17 protein-coding genes are annotated in these 20,297 nt (G+C 61.5%); 10 read left to right on the top strand and 7 right to left on the bottom strand.

Annotated elements, in window-relative coordinates; all coding sequences use genetic code 11:
- Positions 1-62 precede the first annotated feature (62 nt).
- Positions 63-536: an inorganic diphosphatase gene (locus HMPREF2808_RS00440; RefSeq protein WP_039676644.1), complete on the top strand. Its 474-nt coding sequence runs from the start codon at positions 63-65 to the stop codon at positions 534-536.
- Between the two features lie 195 nt (positions 537-731).
- On the top strand, positions 732-1,565 hold the full coding sequence (locus HMPREF2808_RS00435) for an endonuclease domain-containing protein (RefSeq protein ID WP_070622964.1): 834 nt from the start codon (positions 732-734) through the stop codon (positions 1,563-1,565).
- Between the two features lie 15 nt (positions 1,566-1,580).
- On the opposite strand, the gene HMPREF2808_RS00430 is transcribed toward HMPREF2808_RS00435, so the two are convergent.
- From HMPREF2808_RS00430 to HMPREF2808_RS00420, 3 genes are read right to left on the bottom strand one after another with little or no spacing between them, the layout of a single operon-like run.
- Positions 1,581-2,513, bottom strand: a complete 933-nt coding sequence (locus HMPREF2808_RS00430) for a S41 family peptidase (RefSeq protein WP_070622961.1) — start codon at positions 2,511-2,513, stop codon at positions 1,581-1,583.
- The gene (locus HMPREF2808_RS00425) at positions 2,510-3,910 is read right to left on the bottom strand and encodes an FtsX-like permease family protein (RefSeq protein ID WP_042532379.1); all 1,401 of its coding nucleotides are present in this window, start codon (positions 3,908-3,910) and stop codon (positions 2,510-2,512) included. The genes HMPREF2808_RS00430 and HMPREF2808_RS00425 overlap by 4 nt, the downstream gene beginning before the upstream one ends.
- Complete coding sequence (locus HMPREF2808_RS00420) at positions 3,907-4,593, bottom strand: ABC transporter ATP-binding protein (RefSeq protein WP_070622958.1); 687 nt, start codon at positions 4,591-4,593, stop codon at positions 3,907-3,909. The genes HMPREF2808_RS00425 and HMPREF2808_RS00420 overlap by 4 nt, the downstream gene beginning before the upstream one ends.
- A gap of 110 nt (positions 4,594-4,703) precedes the next feature.
- Here HMPREF2808_RS00420 and HMPREF2808_RS00415 point away from each other — a divergent pair, with 110 nt between their 5' ends.
- The 8 genes from HMPREF2808_RS00415 (at position 4,704) to HMPREF2808_RS13420 (ending at position 14,193) form a co-directional block, all read left to right on the top strand.
- On the top strand, positions 4,704-5,396 hold the full coding sequence (locus tag HMPREF2808_RS00415) for a sensor histidine kinase (RefSeq protein ID WP_070622955.1): 693 nt from the start codon (positions 4,704-4,706) through the stop codon (positions 5,394-5,396).
- 4 nt (positions 5,397-5,400) lie between these two features.
- Positions 5,401-6,057, top strand: a complete 657-nt coding sequence (locus HMPREF2808_RS00410) for a LuxR C-terminal-related transcriptional regulator (protein ID WP_070622952.1) — start codon at positions 5,401-5,403, stop codon at positions 6,055-6,057.
- 133 nt (positions 6,058-6,190) lie between these two features.
- Complete coding sequence (locus HMPREF2808_RS00405) at positions 6,191-8,197, top strand: hypothetical protein (RefSeq protein ID WP_070622949.1); 2,007 nt, start codon at positions 6,191-6,193, stop codon at positions 8,195-8,197.
- A gap of 36 nt (positions 8,198-8,233) precedes the next feature.
- A complete protein-coding gene (locus tag HMPREF2808_RS00400; RefSeq protein ID WP_070522692.1) occupies positions 8,234-8,536 on the top strand; it encodes a rhodanese-like domain-containing protein in 303 nt (100 codons plus the stop codon).
- 297 nt (positions 8,537-8,833) lie between these two features.
- Positions 8,834-9,163, top strand: a complete 330-nt coding sequence (locus HMPREF2808_RS00395) for a type II toxin-antitoxin system HicB family antitoxin (protein WP_070622946.1) — start codon at positions 8,834-8,836, stop codon at positions 9,161-9,163.
- Positions 9,164-9,224: 61 nt separating this feature from the next.
- Positions 9,225-9,701, top strand: coding sequence for a MarR family winged helix-turn-helix transcriptional regulator (locus HMPREF2808_RS00390; RefSeq protein WP_070622943.1), 477 nt, complete (start codon positions 9,225-9,227; stop codon positions 9,699-9,701).
- Positions 9,702-13,676 (top strand): Pls/PosA family non-ribosomal peptide synthetase, encoded by a 3,975-nt coding sequence (locus tag HMPREF2808_RS00385; protein WP_070622940.1) that lies wholly within the window; start codon positions 9,702-9,704, stop codon positions 13,674-13,676.
- A 370-nt stretch (positions 13,677-14,046) separates the two neighbouring features.
- The gene (locus HMPREF2808_RS13420; RefSeq protein ID WP_168164027.1) at positions 14,047-14,193 is read left to right on the top strand and encodes a hypothetical protein; all 147 of its coding nucleotides are present in this window, start codon (positions 14,047-14,049) and stop codon (positions 14,191-14,193) included.
- Between the two features lie 95 nt (positions 14,194-14,288).
- Here the strand turns inward: HMPREF2808_RS13420 and ppk2 are convergent, their stop codons facing one another.
- The 4 genes from ppk2 to HMPREF2808_RS00365 form a co-directional block, all read right to left on the bottom strand.
- On the bottom strand, positions 14,289-15,188 hold the full coding sequence (gene ppk2 / locus HMPREF2808_RS00380) for a polyphosphate kinase 2 (protein WP_070622937.1): 900 nt from the start codon (positions 15,186-15,188) through the stop codon (positions 14,289-14,291).
- Positions 15,189-15,670: 482 nt separating this feature from the next.
- Complete coding sequence (locus HMPREF2808_RS00375) at positions 15,671-15,853, bottom strand: PorH family porin (RefSeq protein WP_070622934.1); 183 nt, start codon at positions 15,851-15,853, stop codon at positions 15,671-15,673.
- 490 nt (positions 15,854-16,343) lie between these two features.
- A complete protein-coding gene (gene groL, locus HMPREF2808_RS00370) occupies positions 16,344-17,990 on the bottom strand; it encodes a chaperonin GroEL (protein WP_070445838.1) in 1,647 nt (548 codons plus the stop codon).
- Between the two features lie 278 nt (positions 17,991-18,268).
- Positions 18,269-20,242, bottom strand: a complete 1,974-nt coding sequence (locus HMPREF2808_RS00365) for an OPT family oligopeptide transporter (protein ID WP_070622930.1) — start codon at positions 20,240-20,242, stop codon at positions 18,269-18,271.
- Positions 20,243-20,297: the final 55 nt, after the last annotated feature.

Below are 20,297 nucleotides of genomic sequence, written 5' to 3'. Positions count from 1 at the left end.
TAGACTAGCGCGGTAGACTATGCGGAGCACATGCCAACCTATTAGTTATGGAGGATTCAGCCGTGAGCGTTGAAGTAACCATCGAGATCCCGAAGGGCTCCCGCAACAAGTACGAGGTGGACCACGAGTCCGGCAAGGTTTACCTGGACCGCTACCTGTTCACCCCGATGGCTTACCCGGCTGACTACGGCTTCATCGACCACACCCTCGGCGAGGACGGCGACCCGCTCGACGCACTCGTCATCCTCCCGGAGCCGGTCTTCCCGGGCGTTGTCGTGGAAGCTCGCATCCTCGGCGTATTCAAGATGACCGACGAGGCCGGCGGCGACGACAAGCTGCTCGCCGTCATCGATGACCCGCGCTGGGAGCGCTACCAGGACATCAACGATGTGGAGCAGCACATCAAGGATGAGATCGAGCACTTCTTCGTCCACTACAAGGACCTGGAGCCGAACAAGGAAGTTACCGGCTCCGGCTGGGGCGACAAGGCTGAGGCAGAGAAGATCCTCGAAGAGGCTAAGGCTCGCTTCAAGTAATTCGCGTTTCTAGGGACGTTTCGATCAAATAAGACCCAAAATCCGAGGGTTTGAGAGGCCTTAGTTGATCGAAACGTCCTTTTTCTTTGTCACCGCGACAACTCCGCATTCGTGACGTACGATTCGATCAAATAGGGGGCCGAAAACAGCGGTTTCTGGGGGCTTATTTGCTAGAAACGTACTCATCGGGGGCACATGAAAATTTTCGAGGGACGCGCGGGCACTCGCCGTGCGGCTAATGGCCAGGCAATCAAGATTTGTCGCGGTCTGTATTTATCTGCGGTGCCAACGCCGCGCGAGCTCGCTGAAATCGTCTCACGACGCTGGCCGGATTCAGCTCTGGATGGCTACACCGCCGCCCAGCAGTATCTTGGCCAAGAACTGACTTTTCCGCTTCACTTCCTGCGCGCAGGAACGATGGCACCGAGCACGTACTTCCGGAGCCGACGGGCGCGGCCCAAAGCGCTGGGCAGCATGAATGGGGTAAACGTGTGTAGCCCGCTGCAATTCGTTGAGGCGATGGAGCACGAGGATGCCGTGGCCTTCATCGAGGCCTTCTTCGCTGGGCCGCATGGGCGCTCTCGCATCGAGACGGAACAGCTGGACTTTCGCCGCCTGCCCAAGCACACGCGTGAGGTGTTGGAAAAGGCCATCGTCGGGGCGGATAGCAAGCCGGAGCGCGACCTCACCCGGGGTCTCGATCCCCACGTCAAAGTCCGCAACAACGTGCGGATTGGCCCCTACCGCTGGGACTTGCTCCTAGAGGAACACAAGGTGGCCATCGAGGTGGACGGCTATGCCTATCACAAAGGCGAGAACCGGCAGCGTTTCGAGATCGACCGCCAGAAGCTTAACGACGCCATCCAGCGCGGCTACCGGCCCCTCCACTTCACCGCCGCCACAATTGAACACCATCTCGACGTGGCCGTCCAGCAGGTTCTCGCGGTCATAAAAGGGCGGGGCAGTTTCGTGGCCCCGCCGTGGACATGGCACCACTATTGGCGCTGGGAGCGCGAGCGATGCTGCTAGGAAGCCGCAACGTGCCTAGGAGCCACAGTGGGAGGCGAGCCAGCCGTCGAGCTCGGATTCGGGTGCATCGGGAGCGATGGGATCTTCGGCGAACTCCTCGCCCGTGCGAGCCTTGTCCTTGGCCGTGGTGAGCATGAGCGAGCGGCCGTCCGGGTAATCCAGAACCACGTTCGCGGAGGCGTAGCCGGCGGTCGGCTCGCCGAAGGTGCGCACGTTATCCAGGCCGCGGAAGGCCAGGAGGGTGGCCTCGCCGGAGGACGCGGTTTCGTCGTCGGTGAGCACGGCGACGGGGACCTCAAGCTTGCCGCCGGACGTGGTGGTGGGGGTGCCGCCACCGGTGACGGAGTTGCCGTCGATGGTGACGTCGGTAGTGCCCATGCGGCTAACGAAGGAGAGCGCGGTGCCGTCCGGCAGCAGCGGGCTGAGCCCCGCGTACATGGGCCCCATGTCACCGCCGCCGTTGCCGCGCAGGTCCACCACGGCAGCGCACGCCTCCGGGTGGGCAGTCAGGCCTTGGGCCAACGTGTCCGCGTAGGCCTGGCCGTCATTATGGCGGCCAATCGACGGCACGGTGGCGCGTAGGACACCGTCGTCGAAATCGACCGAAGGCTCGGTGCGCTCAATGGCCTTTTCTTTTTCGGCGCTAAAGACGCTGGAGTGCTTGCCGCCTGCGGCGTCAATGGCGGCATCGAGGAGATCCGGGTTCGTGGGGTCCTCCTTAAAGGCCTCACGGGCGCGCTGGAATTCTTCGCTCTCGCCATAGATTCCGGAGATCGCTGCGGTATCCACCATCGCGGTATTGATGCGCTTCTCGCTGGCGTTAAAGAGGAAGTAGGGCTTGCCCAGCAGCGCCCCGCCATAGGAGGGGCCGAAGAAGTACACGGCCGCGACCACGGCGATGAGAGCAACGACGAACAGGCCACCGAAGATTTTCAGTACCGTTTTCATTCTTTTCGCCGTCCCGTGCGCAACACGTAACCGCGGAGAGGCTCCACAATCACGATGGCAAGGAGCGTAACCAGCCAGCCCACTGCCAAGAAGCCGAAGGCCATGAGCAGGCGGGCGAGTACATTGACGTCGCTTGACTCGACGCTGGAGAAGAACATCAGCGAGGCAATCCCGCCGCCAAAGAGGAAGCCGAAGAAACTCAATCCCACGACGGGCCCCATGACCGCAAGCGCGCCGGACCGGAACTGGAAGCCACGCGGCACGCCCATGAGATCCAGGGAGCGGATGAGCTCCTTGTCTTCAAAGATTCCGGAGACCTGTCCCAGGATGATGGACATGGTGGTCAGCGTGAAGCCAAAGATGAGGGTTAACACGACACCGGTGGAGATGTCTTTGAACACCACGTTCGTTCCGGGGTCTTCCTTGAGCGACAGAGCCAGGGCATCGGAGCCCAAGGGCGCGGTAACGAGGAATCCCGCCAAGTAACCGAAGAAGCCGATGGCAGCACTCCGCCTCCACGCGGGGCGCGCATTACCCGCCACGCGCTGGCAGGCCACGAAGTGCGCGGTACCCGGGAAGAGGGACAAGATGTGCGCGCCGAGCTGCAGGATGAAGGGAGCGATGAGGTTGATGCTCATCAGCATGCCGAACATAACCACGATGACCATAGCGGTGGGCGGGCCCGCCTTGCCGAAGAGGAAAGCCCCGCCGACCGCCACGATGACAAGGAAGACGATGGCGCGCCACCAGCGGTAAGCCGCGGGCATCTGACGCTTAGCCACGCCCAGCGGGCTCACCCGCACCCGGCGCATGCCGACGAGTGCTGCGCCGATGGCCAGCAGGAAAAGTACGCCGGCCACGGCCAGATAACCCCACCAGGGCAGCAGAATCTCAGGCAAAGAAATGGAGCGCATCTGGAAGTCCAGCTGGGTGAAGACCGGCGCGATGAGCTGGCTGATCAGCCCGCCGAGCACGATGCCAATGATGGCTTGCAGGCCCGTCTCCACGATGGCCATGCGCTCCACCTGGCGGGAGCTCAATCCCAACAGGCGCAGGGTGGCCAGGCGCTGCTCCCTGCCTGAGGCGCCGAGGACAGCGGCTTGGGCTGTGAGGTTAAACAGCGCCGGAAGAATGAAGGCGCAGGCCAACAGGGCCAGAGCAAACCACGAATACAGGAAGAACTCAATCTCGTTGCCGAAGGGCTCCTTGAGAGCCGGGGCGGCGTCCTCGACGTGCTGGGCGCGCTCCCAGAACATCCAGGTGCCACCCGCAACGAGGAAGGCAATGGCGGAACCAATGGTCAGGCTCACAATCGCCAGCACCGAGACAATTCCAGTACCGGAGCGCGCGCGTATCGATTCGCGCTGCAGGTCAAAGACCAAGGTTGCGGTGTTCATCGAATCACCCCAAGGCGGCGGTCGTCGTGGATGATGCCATCGCGAATCTCCACGCGGCGCTGCATCCAGTCGGCCACCTTCGGGTCGTGCGTGACCATGACCAGGCTGGCACCCGACTGGCGCACGATGGTGGTCAGCATCTGCATCACCTCATGACCGGTGGACTGGTCCAGGGCACCGGTGGGCTCATCGGCGAAGACCACGCCCGGATTCGCCACCAGCGCACGCGCGATGGTCACGCGCTGCGCTTGACCACCGGAAACCTGCGCCGGGCGGCGGTCCGCCAAATCGCCCAGGCCCAGTTGGTCCAGCAGCTCCAGTGCTCGCTTGCGGGCGGCACTCCGCCCCATACCGTTGAGCATTGCGGGCAGCGCCACGTTGTCCACGTTGCTCAGCTCCGGCAGGAGCTGGCCATCTTGGAAGACGAAGCCGAAGTTGCGAAGGCGGAGGCGGGAGCGGTGGGCGTCGGAAAGCGCGGAGAGCTCCTCGTCCCCGTAGCGCACGCTGCCGTGCGTGGGGGTGAGCACGCCGGACATGCAGTGCAGCAGCGTGGACTTGCCGGAGCCGGACGGCCCCATGACGGCCACGAGCTCGCCCGGCGCGATGTCGAGGGAGATTCCAGCGAGCACCGGGCCGCCGCCGAAATCCTTGGTGATGTCTGTCAGGGAAAGTGTTTGTGCCATGTCTCTCATTTCACCGTCTCGAGCCCGCGTTCAGAACAGTCCTAGCGTTGCTTTTTAAGGTAGTGCCAGCACTACCCCTCGCGCGGCCACCGCCCGATATGCTGTGAGGCGTGTTCCGAAGAAAAGCCCAACCGACCACCCACGAGCAGCAGCAGGCGGAGAAAATCGCGCAGCTGACGGCCTCGCGCCGCGCCATCGCGGATGCCTACGAGGTGGAGCGCGCCCGCATCGAGCGCGACTTGCACGACGGCGCGCAGCAGTATCTCGTGGCCGCGAGTATGAAGCTGGGCGAGGCGCTTCTCGACGCCCCCTCTGACCTCACCGAGCTCCTCACCGCCGCCAAGCAGGACGTGGACCGCGGCCTGAATTCCCTGCGTACGACGGTGCACGGCATCCACCCACAGGTCCTGCAGGACCACGGTTTGGTGGCCGCGCTTGCCGACGTCTCCTCTTCCCATGGCCCCCACGTCAGCGTCTTCGCCCCGCATCCGCTGCCGGAGCTCTCCGCCTCCGTGCTGGCGTGTGGCTATTTCTTCGGCACGGAGGCGTTGACCAACGCGGCGAAGTACGCACCGGGTGCCCCGGTTTCTGTTTTGGTGACCGCAGATGCCTCCTTGAAGATTGCGGTGGTGGATGAGGGCCCCGGCGGTGCGCAGGTGGTGCAAGGCCATGGGCTGGCCGGGATGGCCGAGCGCCTCGCCGCTTTTGGCGGGGAGATGACTTTATCTTCTCCCCCGGGCGGGCCCACCAGGGTGGCGTGCTCGATTCCTCTTCTACTCGATCGCGGACAGTCAGGAGTTTAAAGAAATGAGTTTGAGAATTGTGGTGGCGGATGATTCCGCCATTCTGCGCGAGGGCCTCGCCGGCCTTCTGGAGCGCCGCGGGCATTCAATTGTGGGCCAGGCGGACTCTGCCCCTTCGCTCGAAGCGGTGGTGGATACACTCCGCGACGAGCTTCCGGACATCGTCATCACAGATGTGCGCATGCCGCCAGGCATGGGCGACGACGGTTTGAAGGCCGCCGTGAACTTAAGAAACGCATACCCGGGTCTGCCCGTTATGGTGCTCTCTCAGTATGTGGCCCCCGCATACGCGGTGGAGCTCTTCGATTCCCCCGATGCCGGCACCGGCTACCTTTTGAAGGACCGCGTATCTGAAGTGCGGGACTTCCTCTCCAGCCTGGACGTGGTGGCTCAGGGCGGCACCGTCATCGATCCCACCGTGGCGCAGGCGTTAATGAGCTCCGGGCGCAGCGGTCTGGGCGAGCTCACTCCACGCGAGCGCGAGGTTCTCGAATTAATGTCCCGCGGCAAGTCCAACAAGGACATCGCCGCCGAGCTCGTCCTGTCTTCCGCCGCGGTGGCCAAGCACGTTTCCAATATCTTCACCAAGCTGCGGCTGGACCCCAGCGAGGACAACCGCCGCGTGAAAGCCATTCTGGAATACCTCTCAGCACACCGCTAAAGCCCGCGCCCGCCCACCGTCCCACACGAGCGCCCTGACAGAGACCGTCCACAGGATCCCAAGGAAACTGTGACGCAAGACGCATAAGCTTGTCCGTGCCCTTACCCAACCCACTCTGGAAGGACCCCGCTTAATGGACGTGCAGCTCAACATCGTGCGCTTTAACCGAGAAAAGATTGCTGACCATGACTATTTTCTGGAGTTAATTCAGACGGAAGGGCTGGACTCCTTCCGGAAGCCGGATCCAGAAATGGAAGAAGCATCGGCCGCACTCTCCAAACTCTTCGGACAGGACGTGCCCGCGCATTCGGCCGTCACGGTCACGATGGATTCGAGCAATTTAGAACTCCAAGAAAAGCTAGCTTTGCTGGCGTATTACCACGGCTTGGTGGTCTTCATTGGAACCACGGACATCCTCTTTAATGCGACTGGAATCCCCACGAGCAGCAATGGCCTTTCCTCCATCAGGAACTGCATGGGAACTATGTGGCGACAGGTCAGCAGACCGATGCTTGATCGCGCCTTTGAGGACGCCCTGCGCCTGCCGGTGTCCGAGCAAACGTGGCTTCAGGTAGTCAACTATGGCTCGGAAGAACGCAGCTACGGCCTCGATATGTCCATGCACGTGCGCGCAAGCGGGCAGTTCGAACTGATATGGTCCAGCCTCCCTCCAGAGGCCACTGAACCAGTATTCCGCACGCTCACTGTCGATACTTATGAAGAAGCACGAGAGATTCTGCTTTCTTTCAGCGACCACAACCCGTTGATCGAAGAACTTGCGTGGGAACCGTTGCCTCAACGTGAATCTAAGCCAATCCTGGATGCTTCAGTCCGCCACGAAACACCCTGGCGCCGGCTGGACGCAGTGAAGGAGCTCCCCGCAGGCGTGATGGTCCACCTACACAAATGGCCAACGTTTTCCCTGGCCTACGGCCGCAATGCTCAAGGACAGTGGACCGCGAAGGTTTACGATAACCTCGGCACCGACAATGTGCAGACCTTCGACATCGCAGACGAAGTCATCGCAGTGGCGGAGCACTATTTGGACGGCAACGGCGAGATGATTTCCACAGTCTTCCCGGACTCTTCCTTGTCGGACCCGGCGCCGTACACCACGGTCACCGCAATGGAGCTTCCAGAGCGCGAGGAGCAGTGGACAGAAGCATCAGTATGCATGATGCACCGCATCCGTGCTGACCATAATGGCGAGCCCAGCCCTCGGATGCAGAAATATACTGAGAGGATTAACGCAAAGCTCGGAAGCGAAATCCTCCTCGCCGAGGAGCACGTGGAAGCACAAGCACTCACTCGGCTGCTCATCCCTGCTGATGTCAGGTCGGTCACGATAGAGAGGCTTACTCATCTGGCGCAGGATCATGGCATTTCGCTTGTTGTCGATGATTCCCTGGCACTGTACAACCCGTCGGGCAAGCCGCTTCCAGGGGCTGAGAGCTGCCAGTTGAAGCTACTCGCGGATAAGTTGTATGTGAACACCTGGGAGGTGGCCACATCCTCCTCCGTACTCGAAGCAGGGCTTCGCCTCTTCACAGGATGGAGGCTTGAGGTTCGATCCGGGAGTCAGGTGGACTTCCAGGAGCGTTATACCTTGGAAACAACCTATACGGGCGACAACGTTTCGCTTGACCTTGTCACCCCCGACGGGAACCTACACGAAATCCCATCCATCCCACTGCCCCTTGCTCTAGATTTGATGGTTGAATTCACCTACTCCCCGGCGCAGTTGGTGGACAAAGTGAATTGGCAAGATCAGAAGTCGTCCTCAGATATCCCTGAGGATGAGCGCTTCATGGTCAACGCCACGGTCTTCGGCTCAGCTGCGTATCTTTTCAACGATGACCTTCTCGAGGCAGTTCGCCAGGACGGCTTCCCCGAAGTGGGAGCGTGGGTAGCAGCCTTTGACCGAATAGTCCCGGGCGACTACTGCCAGGTCGACCGCGTGCAACCCTCAGAAACAGGAGCGGCACGCTACCTCGTCGAATGGGGCCACAACAACGGTGAGGAAGAAAACTTCCAGATGCTCCTAGAGGACATCGACGAAGCCTTGTCCCTCCTTGAACGGTTTGTGAACGGGGACCGCGCAGAGTTTGAAGCCCTTCCCTGGACGCGGCGAGTGGAGTAACAGCACTAGGCCCTATGCGTGACTAGGGTATGGGGCATGAGAAACGTAACGCCACAGGAAGTACCTGAGAACGCCCAGCTTATCGACGTCCGCGAGGACCACGAGTGGAACACCGAGCACGCCCAGGGCGCCACGCACATCCCGATGGGCGAACTAGTTGATCGCATCGACGAGATTGACCCGGACCAAGACATCTACGTCATCTGCCACCTAGGCGGGCGCAGCATGCAGGTCTGCCAGTACTTGGAGCACACCAAGGGCTGGGACGTCATCAACGTCGAGGGTGGAACGGATGGTTGGAAGGCCCAAGGCTGCCCTATGGTTTACCCAAACCACTAGTGGTACCATTTGCGGTACCATACAGGTGTGGTTTCCAAGATAGAAAAGATCCTCACAAAGATGCGGACCTCACGGACAAACGTCCGCTTCTCAGAGCTGCAACTTGTATGTGACTTCTATTTCGAACGCCAAGAAAGCGCCGGAAAGAAACGGCGTGGAACTTCGCACATCGTTTATAAAACCCCATGGCAGGGAGACCCCCGAGTCAATATCCAAGAGGGGCACAACGGGAAAGCGAAGCCCTTTCAGATTCGCCAAGTTTTAGCCGCCATCGACCACCTCCCCTAGGAGCAGATCATGAATCTCGCAGACAAATACACTTACCAAACCGCTTGGTCAGAAGAAGATGGCGAGTTCGTTGCCACAGTCCTAGAGTTCCCTTCCCTGTCATGGCTGGATGCTACTGCGACCACCGCAGAAGCCGAGTTGCGCAGCGTCGTCGAAGAAACTCTAGAAGATATGCAACGCAACAATGAACGCATCCCGGAACCATTCGGACAGCGAAGCTACTCGGGGAAGTTCAACCTCCGCATACCTCAGTCACTTCACCGAGACCTGACCATCGAAGCAGAACGGGAAGGCGTTTCTCTCAACACACTCATCGTGCAGAAGCTAGCCTCAGCCTGAAACTAGTGGGCCACAACCCATAATTTAGGCATGCCACCGTAGGCGCGTTAGAATCATCGGCATGCCTTCATTGAATTCTGTTTCCATCCCTACCGCGCTCCTGGAGTCCCCCTCCTTCCAGCTGGAGCGCCTCCGCCGCCGCACCCGCGAAGGCGTCGAGGCCGCGCTGCAAACACAGCGGACCACCTTGCGCGAATACTGGGTTCTCACCTGCCTCGTTGCGGAGACCGCGTCCTCCCAGTCCGCCCTGTCGGAGACCCTGGCCATTGATGCCTCCGACATGGTGCGCCTCCTCGATTCACTGGAGTCCCGCCATTGGGTCAAGCGCGAGCGTGACTCCAAGGACCGCCGCCGCCAAATCATTGCCTCCACCAAGAAGGGCGTCAAGGCCCACAAGGAGCTCGCGGTCTTGGTGGCGAAGGCGGAGGACGAGGCCCTCGACGAGTCCACCAACAAGCAGCTCAAGCACCTGCGCAAGCTGGCCACCGCCATCATCGCGGCCGACGCGCCCGGTGATGTAGAAAGCAGTGATGCCTAAATGACGGAGCCCGATAATCTTCCTAGTACCGGAGGCCGCCACGCCCTCCAGGCGGACGAGCCCGAGACCCCAGCAACGCCCGAGGTTCCCGCGCACTACCTCCTAGGTTCCGAGGCCGCACCGGCGCGCACCCTGTGGGACGTCGTGCGCACCACAGCAGAAAACTATCCAGAGGCTGCCGCCCTGGATGACGGCGAGATCCTGACCTACGCCGAGCTGCTTGCCGACGTCTCCGCCTGGGCCACCGAACTCCACGCCAGCGGTGTGCGGCGCGGAGACCGCATCGGCATCCGCATGACCTCCGGCAAGCGCGAGCTCTACCTGGCCATCCTGTCCACGCTCGCCGCCGGCGCGGCCTACGTACCCGTCGACGCCGACGACCCCGATGAGCGCGCCGAGATGGTCTTCGGCGAGGCTGACATCGACGGCGTCTTCACCGACGAGGGCTTCCGTATGCTGCGAGAGGGTGGGGCGCGCCCCACGTTCGACGAAAAGGACAGTGGCGGCACCGCCCCCTTCGACGAACCGCGCCCCGAAGACACCGCCTGGATCATCTTCACCTCCGGTTCTACGGGCAAGCCCAAGGGCGTGGCGGTGAGCCACCGTTCCGCGGCCGCCTTCGTTGACGCCGAGGCAGCCCTCTTCCTGGCGGATAACCCGCATGGCCCGCTCGGCCCGGACGACCGCGTCCTCGCGGGCCTCTCCGTAGCCTTCGACGCCTCCTGCGAGGAGATGTGGCTGGCCTGGGGCCACGGTGCTTGCCTGGTCCCGGCCCCGCGCTCCCTGGTGCGCTCCGGCATGGACTTAGGTCCCTGGCTCATTCGCCGCGACATCACGGTGGTCTCCACCGTGCCAACCCTGGCTGGCCTGTGGCCCGCCGAGGCCCTGGATAATATCCGCCTCCTCATCGTCGGCGGCGAGGCTTGCTCCCAGGAGCTGGTGGACCGCTTGGCCACCGAAGACCGCGAAATGTGGAATACCTACGGCCCCACCGAGGCCACCGTCGTGGCCTGCGCGCAGCGCATGCTGCCGGGCCAGCCCGTGTCGATCGGGCTGCCGCTGAAGGGCTGGGACCTGGTGGTCGTCGATAAGCACGGCGTCCCCGTAAACAACGGTGAGGTGGGCGAACTCGTCATCGGTGGCGTGGGCCTGGCCGCCTACCTGGACCCGGTCAAGGACGCGGAAAAGTACGCGCCGCTGGAGTCCCTGGGCTGGGAGCGCGCCTACCGCACCGGTGACCACGTGCGCTTGGAAGAGGACGGCCTGTATTTTGTCGGGCGCGTCGATGATCAGGTGAAGATCGGCGGCCGCCGCATCGAGCTCGGTGAGGTCGAAGCCAACGTGGCGGCCCTTCCCAACGTGTACAACTCCGCCGTGGCCGTGCAGAAGACGCCGGGCGGCGAGTCCGTGCTCGTCGGTTACGTGTCGCTGGAGGAGCCCACGGTGGGCTTCGACCACGAGGCAGCGCACGCCCGTCTCGCGGAATCCATGCCGGCGGCGCTCGTCCCCCGCATTTGTGTCATGGAGGAGCTGCCGATTCGCACCTCCGGCAAGGTGGATAAGAAGGCACTGCCATGGCCGCTGCCGGGAGTGGGCGTGGAGGCAGAAGGACTCAATCCCACCGAGCAGTGGTTGGCGGAGCTGTGGGTGGACACCCTGGGCGTATCTGTGGAAGACGTCAACGCCGACTTCTTCTCCCTCGGCGGCACCTCCCTGGCCGCGGCGACCTTGGTCGGCCGCATCCGCGAGCGCTTCCCCACCGTGGCCGTGCGTGATCTCTACGATCACCCACGCCTCGGCTCCCTGGCGGAGCAGCTTTCCGACGCCGAGTCCGTCGAGGACGCCGGCCCCGCCCGCGAAGTAAAGCCCGTCGGCGCCGGCACGCGCATCGCGCAAACACTCATCCAGATCCCCGTGATGACGCTGGCCGCCACGACGTGGCTGGCCTGGCTGTTGTTGGGCTCCAACGTGGCGAACCTGCTCGGCGTGGAGTGGGCCATGACCACACCGTGGTGGCTGGTGGCCATTTTGCTCGTCGTGTTCGTCACCCCGGTTGGCCGCATCCCCATTGGCGGTTTCGGCGCGCGGCTTATCACCGCCGGCATTAAGCCCGGCGAGTACCCTCGCGGCGGCTCCACGCATCTGCGTATTTGGGCAGCGGAGCGCTGGGCAGATGCTTCTGGCTCGCGCTCGATTGCGGGTGCCACGTGGGTCAATAACTATGCCCGCGCGCTGGGAGTGAAGATGGGCCGCGGAGTGGACCTGCACTCGCTGCCGCCTGTGACTGGCCTGCTGACCTTGGGCAAGCACGCTGCGATTGAGCCCGAGGTCGATCTCTCCGGCTACTGGCTCGACGGCGATATCCTGCGGGTTGGCGCCATCGAGGTCAAGGAAGGCGCCCGCGTGGGCGCGCGCTCGACGCTGCTTCCGGGCACCGTCGTGGGCAAGGATGCCCACGTCGAGGCCGGCTCCACCGTGACTGCCCGCAAGAAGATCAAGGACGGCCAGCGCTGGTCCGGCTCGCCCGCCAAGAAGGTGGGCCGCTCCAAGCACCGCTTCCCGTCGCATGCCCCGAAGCGCCGCCCGTGGTGGGTAGCCATCTATGGTGCCACCTCCATCCTGCTGGCGCTTCAGCCGATTGTGGCACTCGCCGTGGGCGCAGCCGTGGTCGTTGCTCTCATCGCGGCCACCAACGGCTCCGCCTTCGTCGGCTCCATCTTCTTCGCCCCGCTGGGCGCGCTTGCGGCATTTGCTACCTTCATGCTGCAGACCTGGCTGGGCGTGCGCATCCTGTCACTGGGCATTAAGCCCGGCGTGGCACCGGTGCGCTCCGCCAAGGGCTGGCGCCTGTGGGCCATCGAGCGCCTCATGGACGAGGCCCGCACGCAGCTCTTCCCCATCTACGCCTCGCAGCTCACCCCGGCGTGGCTGCGTTCGCTGGGCGCGACGATTGGCAAGGACGTGGAGATTTCCACGGCCGTCATGGTTCCCAAGCTCACTGAGGTCAAAGACGGTGCCTTCCTGGCAGATGACACCATGATCGGCGGCTATGAGCTCGGCGGCGGTTGGATGCTCACGGGCGAGACCAAGGTGGGCAAGCGTTCCTTCGTGGGCAACTCCGGCATCACCGGACCGGGCCGCAAGCTGTCGAAGAACTCGCTGGTTGCCGTGCTCTCCTCGACGCCGAAGAAGACCAAGTCCGGCGCGAACTGGTGGGGTTCCCCGCCGGAGCGCATGCGCCGCGTCGAGGCCCACGTGGACGGTGTGGAGGGCGAATCCCTGACCTATAACCCGGGTTTTGGGGTCAAGGCCGCGCGTGGTGCGATTGAGACCATGCGCCTGTTGGCGCCGATGACCTCGGCCATGTTGCTGGCAGGAACCCTGGCATCGATTTACGCGCTTGCCGACTCCCTCGGCATCGCCGCCGCCTGGGCCCTCGGCGGCCTCATCCTCATGGTGGCAGGCGCTATCGCCATGACCATCACTGTGGCGGTGAAATGGATCTGCGTGGGCACGCAGACCGCCGGCGACCACCCGCTGTGGTCCGCCTTCGTGTGGCTCAACGAGCTGCAGGACACCTTTGTTGAGGCGGTTGCTGCGCCGTGGTTCTTTACCCACACCTATGGCATGGGTGAAATCAACCAGGGCCTCCGCGCGCTGGGCGTGACGATTGGCCGCGGCGCGTGGATCGACTCCTACTGGTTCCCGGAAACGGACCTGTGTTTTGTGGGCGAAGGCGCTTCCGTCGGCCCCGGCACCGTGGTGCAAACGCACCTCTTCCAGGACCGCGTGATGAGCCTGGACACCGTGACCATCAAGGCCGGGGCCACGCTTGCCTCGCATTCGGTGGCGCTACCCGCCTCGGTCATTGGCAGCGTGGCGACGGTTGGCCCCGGCTCCTTGGTGATGCGCGGTGACCAGGTCCCGGGCAACTCCGAGTGGCAGGGCAATCCGATTGAGCCCTGGAAGCACTAGGAAAACAGAGAACACGAGGCAGCCCCCGCTTGCATTGTATGCACCCGCATACAGCGCTCAGCGGGGGCTTCCTGTTTCATTAACATCATGTACCTGCAGAATAAGCGCTGCGTACTGACCCGCCGGGTGTTACTCTGAAAGTGAAACTGAAGCAAGTACAAGCCACGGTTTCGGTCTCACACTAACCCACTAACTCGCAAGGAGTTCAATAACAATGATCGGCACGCTCCTCTCCTCTTTCGGCCTCTACAACATTCTCACCCGCTTGGGCCACATGGCAGAAATTCCGGCCATCGAGAACTTCGTACAGTCCTTCCACGTTTAAACTTTCCACCCGCATTTTTCTAATTCTCTCAAGGAGACTTTTCTTATGGGCACCGTAGCAACCATCATCAGCTCCATCATCGGTTCCGTCGCTAGCGCCGTCGGCCTTGGCCTTTCTTCCTTCGGCGTTTACTCCCTCCTGCTGGAAACCGGCCGTATCGCGCCGATCGTTCAGCTTGAGGCCCTCTTCTAAACCGGCCAAAGCCAAAAGCCCTAGCCCAGAAGTTGGGCTAGGGCGTTATTTCTATCCGCGGGACGAGGCTAGTCCCCACCCGCGAGATACGCTATTTAGTCACCGATCTGGTCGCGACCGCGCTTCACAATCTTGTCATCCACCTGACCAACGACCTCATGGTCCTTGTTGGTGTACTCAAACTTGGAAAGCACGTAACGCATAGCGTTGATGCGGGCGCGCTTCTTATCGTTGGACTTAATGGTGATCCACGGGGATTCTTCGGTATCCGTGTAGCGGAACTGTTCTTCCTTCGCGCGGGTGTAGTCATCCCACTTATCCAGGGAGGCCAGATCCATGGGCGAAAGCTTCCACTGACGGACCGGGTCAATCTGGCGGATGGCGAAGCGCGTGCGCTGCTCCTTGCGGGTCACGGAGAACCACAGCTTGGTCAGGGAGATTCCCGAGCCCAAGATCATGTTCTCCAGCATCGGTACCTCGCGCAGGAACTCTGCGTGCTGGGACTCGGTGCAGAAGCCCATGACGCGCTCGACACCAGAGCGGTTGTACCAGGAGCGGTCGAAGAAGACGATTTCACCGCCGCACGGGAAGTGCTCGATGTAGCGCTGGAAGTACCACGACGTGGACTCACGCGGGGAAGGCTTCTCCAACGCAACGGTGCGCGCACCACGCGGGTTAAGGTGCTCGTTGAATCGCTTGATGGTGCCGCCCTTACCAGCGGCATCGCGGCCTTCGAAGAGGATGATGTGGCGCTGGCCGGTTTCCTTGGTCCAGTTCTGCCACTTCAGCAGCTCGATCTGCAGGGCGCGCTTGATGGATTCGTACTCATCGCGCGTCATGCGCTCCTCGTACGGGTAGTTCTCGCGCCAAGTCTCGACAGGCGAGCCATCCGGCATAATCAGCGAGGGATCATCTTCATCAGAGTCGTCGACGACGTAGCCGTCGGTCTGCGCAAGGTCGATCTCGGGGAGTTCGTCGTCTTTAATGTCAGCCATACCATTAATTCTATCTAGGAAGCAGGCATCTGGCGCGATAAACAAGTTGCAGCCGCGGAATTTACCCCCGTAATGCCCGACGGGCGGCAGCAGCCGCCCAGAATGTACGTTTCTAACAAATAGTGCCCCCAAAAGTCGAAGATCTGGGGCCCTAATTGATCGTTCCGCACCCGCCCCGCGTGTGCGAAGGTACGTTTTCGCGCGCAAGGCCCGAAACCGCCTGATCCTGAGGGCGCAACAGAGTACGGAAATGAGAAACCCCGCTGCCCAGAATGGGTCAGCGGGGTTAACGCTTAGTTCTGCGTGAGCAGCGTGCTTTTTAGAGCAGGCCGATCAGCTTGGAAGCGCCGGAAGCCATGTCGCCCAGGTTGTAGAAAATGTTGAGCAGAAGGCCGATGATGCCGGAGGAAGAAAGGGTACCCATTTGAAATCTCCTTGGGATTGAAAGTGTGTGTTTAGTGCTGCCCTAAAGGGAAGCTAGTTTACTTCTTGGAGGACAGAACGCTGAGCTCGGAGGTGTTCGGCTTAACAACGAAGGAGTCACCCTGCTGAGCAGCGCCGGAGATGGCATCGAAAACGCCAGCGAAGCCGGTGAAGAGCTTCTTGATGCCGTCAGCGAAGGTAGCGAAGTTACCGAGCTGGTCGCCGATGAAAGAAAGATCCATTGTGGTCTCCTCTTGTGAAGTCCGGGTAGAAACTGCCCGGAGGGGTTTGCGGTTTTGCAGACACCCTCAGCGGGCGTCACACGAAACTATTTTGGCACACCGCCTCAACATTGCAAGTGGATTCGTAGGTGATTTTTCGCGCGAAGCCCTTTAGAAATCAGTTATACACGCCCATTCATTTATTCATCTTTTGTTAACTTAGCCAGCGACAACGCCGTTAACTGCACAAATGGACAGTGCCCGTAACGAAGTTTCAAGAATTCCTCTTTAAAACGTAACGCTGACCCCAGCAGCAGCGATTCATAGGCCTGAATTGAACTGTAAACTCGCGAAATATTTTTCGCAGGAACACTCCAAATTACCCCTATTCGGGGTGACAGAAGAACACAAAAGGGTCTCAAGACAAAGAAAGCTCCCCACGGTTGACCGTGGGGAGCTCGTAATTTGCTAGGGGCTGAGGCGATAAACGCCTCAGCCGGAGAGTGAAGGACTAGAAGCCCATACCGCCCATTGCGTCAGCATCCGGCATGCCAGCGCCTGCACCAGCCGGCTCCGGCTTGTCAGCCACAACCGCCTCGGTGGTCAGGAACAGGGCCGCGATGGACGCAGCATTCTGCAGTGCGGAACGGGTGACCTTGACCGGGTCGTTGATGCCCGCAGCCATGAGGTCCACGTACTCGCCAGAAGCGGCGTTGAGACCCTGTCCAGCCGGCAGGGACGCAACCTTGTCAGCAACAACGCCCGGCTCCAGGCCAGCGTTCTGTGCAATCTGCTTCAGCGGAGCAGACAGCGCCTCGCGAACAATCTTGACGCCAGTAGCTTCGTCACCCGTGAGGTCAGAGAGGGAATCCAGAACCTCAGCTGCCTGCAGCAGAGCCACGCCACCGCCGGCGACGATGCCCTCCTCTACGGCAGCCTTAGCGTTGCGCACGGCATCCTCGATGCGGTGCTTACGCTCCTTGAGCTCGACCTCGGTAGCGGCACCAACCTTGAGGACTGCCACGCCGCCAGCCAGCTTGGCCAGGCGCTCCTGCAGCTTCTCGCGGTCGTAGTCGGAGTCGGAGTTCTCGATCTCGGCGCGGATCTGCTTGATACGGCCGTCGATCTGCTCCTGGGAACCAGCACCCTGAACGATGGTGGTCTCATCCTTGGTCACGACAACCTTGCGGGCCTGGCCGAGGTACTCGATCTCAGCGGTCTCCAGGGAAAGGCCGACCTCTTCGGAGATGACCTGGCCGCCAGTGAGGATAGCCATGTCCTGCAGGGTGGCCTTGCGGCGGTCACCGAAGCCCGGAGCCTTCACGGCAACGGACTTGAAGGTGCCGCGGATCTTGTTGACCACGAGGGTGGACAGGGCTTCGCCCTCAACATCCTCAGCGATAATCAGCAGCGGCTTGCCGGTCTGCATGACCTTCTCCAGCAGCGGGACGAGGTCCTTGATGTTGGAAATCTTGGAGGAGACGAGCAGGATGTACGGATCCTCGAGGACTGCCTCCTGGCGCTCCATATCGGTAGCGAAGTAGCCAGAGATGTAGCCCTTGTCGAAGCGCATACCTTCAGTGACCTCGAGGTCAACGCCGAAGGTGTTGGACTCCTCAACAGTGATAACGGAATCCTTGTTTACGGAGCCGTTGCCCACGGTGTACATAGCCTCGGCGATCTTCTCGCCGATTGCCGGGTCAGCGGCGGAGATACCAGCGGTGGTGGCGATCTCTTCCTGGGTCTCTACTTCCTTTGCGGAGGAGAGCAGGGAGTCAACAACCTTCTTGGTGGCGGCCTCGATGCCGCGCTTAATGCCCATCGGGTTGGAACCAGCGGCTACGTTGCGCAGGCCCTCACGCACGAGAGCCTGGGCCAGAACGGTAGCGGTGGTGGTGCCGTCACCGGCAACGTCATCAGTCTTCTTGGCTACTTCCTTGACCAGCTCTGCGCCGATCTTCTCGTACGGGTCCTCGAGCTCGATCTCGCGCGCGATGGAGACACCGTCGTTAGTAATGGTCGGGGCGCCCCAGGACTTCTCCAGGACGACGTTGCGGCCTTTGGGGCCGAGGGTGACCTTGACGGCGTCGGCAAGCGTGTTGAGACCACGCTCGAGGCCGCGACGTGCCTCTTCATCGAAGGCAATGATCTTTGCCATGTGTTTGTGCTCCTTAAGCTTTGTTGAGGACGACACTCACGTCTGATCTATGACGGACGCCCGCGACGGCACGGCTGGCGAGTGTTCTCCAGCCCCAACCACATAGATGACTCTGTTTATTTCTGGCACTTGCCATGTGGAAGTGCTAGCGACCATTCTGGCACTCAGACCTACCGACTGCAAGGTTCAACACGAACGGGCGGTGCATAAGCACCGCCCATCAAAGTAAACTGCCCGCTAAATCGAACCACTCGTTAAAAAGAACCAATCACACTGTCTTAGGAAGCAGCCTTCTTCGCCGTCCACTTGTACGCCGCAGCAATGCCGCCGACGAAAAGGATGACGCCGACGATCTTGGCAGCGGTTCCGCCCTCGAAGATCTCCAGCGGGGACTCGCCGCCCGACGCCGCGATAATGCCGGCGTTGACCACACCGAAGAGGGACTCACCGACAATGAGGCCGGTGGCCAACAGCGTGCCCATGCGCTTAGCAAAGTCCGGCTTGGACTGGCGTACCGCCCAGCGGTTGTAGAAGGCACCCAAGATGGCGCCAATCGGAACCACAATCGTGATGGCCGCCGGCAGGTACATGCCCATGCCCACCGCCAGCGGGGACAGGGAGTACTTGTCGGTGAAGTGGCGCAGGCACTCGTCGACGATGATGATGACGGCGCCGATCGCCGCCCCCAGACCGATGAGATCCCACGGCAACGAGTTATCAAAAATACCGGATGCCACCGAGGACATCAGCGCGGCCTGCGGTGCAGCCAGTGCGTCCTCACCGGCGCCCTCCATGCCCTGGAAACCAAAGCCGGTGAGCATGACCTGCAGAATCGGCGGAATCACCAAGGAGCCGAAGAGGACACCGATGATGAGCGCTACCTGCTGCTTCCACGGCGTCGCGCCAACCAGCTGACCGGTCTTGAGGTCCTGCAGGTTGTCATTGGAAATCGTCGCAATGCCGAAGACGATGGCCGCGGTAAACAGCGTGTAGGCCACCAGCGAGAGCGGCTCCGCATCCGTACCGCGCGTCACGGCGGCAATCAGCAATGCGGCGGTGATGACCGCGATGATGCCGATAGATGAGATCGGCGAGTTGGACGCACCAATGAGACCAGCCATGTAGCCACACACCGACGCGATAACGAGGCCCACAAGCAAGGTAAAGAGTACGGAGACCGTGATGAGGACGGCCATGTGGTCATGAATATCGGTGCCGCGCACGAAGTTCCACAGCAGCAGTCCAATCGGGACCATGAGAAGAAGGATCGTGCCAACGACATACGGTGCCGGAATATCGCGCTCCTCCACCGCCACCTGGTGGCCGTCCTTGCGGTTACGGGAGGAAGCGAAGGACTCAGCCATGCCCTTGACAATCGGACCGGAAATCTTGATCAGCGTCCAAATGGCGGCGATGGCCATGGTACCCACGCCGATGAAGCGGATCCTGTCGGAGAAGACCGTGTCGACGGTGTCCATGATCGTGGCCGGGTCACTCAGTGCCTCCCCACCGGTGAGGATGGGAAGCAGGATGAGGTAGGAAATGACCACGCCGACGAGCATGGCGATACCCACCGCCAAGCCCACGAGGTGGCCCACACCGACCAACGCCAGGGACAGGGAGGTGCCGAGCGTCGTCGCACCCGAGCCCAGCTTGAAATAGGTGGCCACCTCAGAGGCTGCAGCCTTCATCGCGGCAAGCAAAGCCATGACGGCGGAAAGGATGCCACCAAAGACGATGACGCGCAGGCCCTTCGCGTTTTCCTCGTGCGCGGCCTCGCCGTCCTCGCCGGAGCTATCGCCCACCTTGAGGACCTCGGCCGCGGCCACGCCCTCCGGGTAGGGCAGATCGGAGCCCGTCACCAGCGCACGGCGCAGCGGGATGGAGTACATCACGCCGAGCACGCCACCGATGGCACAGACAGCGGCGGTATCGATGAAGGAGAAGCCCTGCCAGTAGCCCACCATGACCAGGCCGGGGAGCACGAAGATGATGGCGGAGAGAGTGCCGGCTGCCGACGCGATGGTTTGCACAATGTTGTTCTCTTTGACGTTGTGCCCGGCGAAGCGGCGCAGCACCGCCATAGAAATCACGGCAGCGGGAATGGACGTGGCAAACGTCAGACCCACCTTGAGGCCCAGATACACGTTGGCGGCGGTAAAAATGAGAGTGATGAGCCCACCAATAATGATGCCCCGGAGCGTGAGCTCGCGAACCGTGGACTGGGAACCTTCGGCGGTGGTAGTCGCCATGTCAGGTCCTTTCTAAAAGAATTTGGACTAGAACCATGAATATATTACTACCTAA

Origin of the sequence: Corynebacterium sp. HMSC078A10 (genome assembly GCF_001811565.1) — a bacterium.
GTDB lineage: Bacteria > Actinomycetota > Actinomycetes > Mycobacteriales > Mycobacteriaceae > Corynebacterium > Corynebacterium hesseae.
Note: the sequence above shows the minus strand (reverse complement) of the source record. Positions and strands in the feature narration are given on the sequence as shown.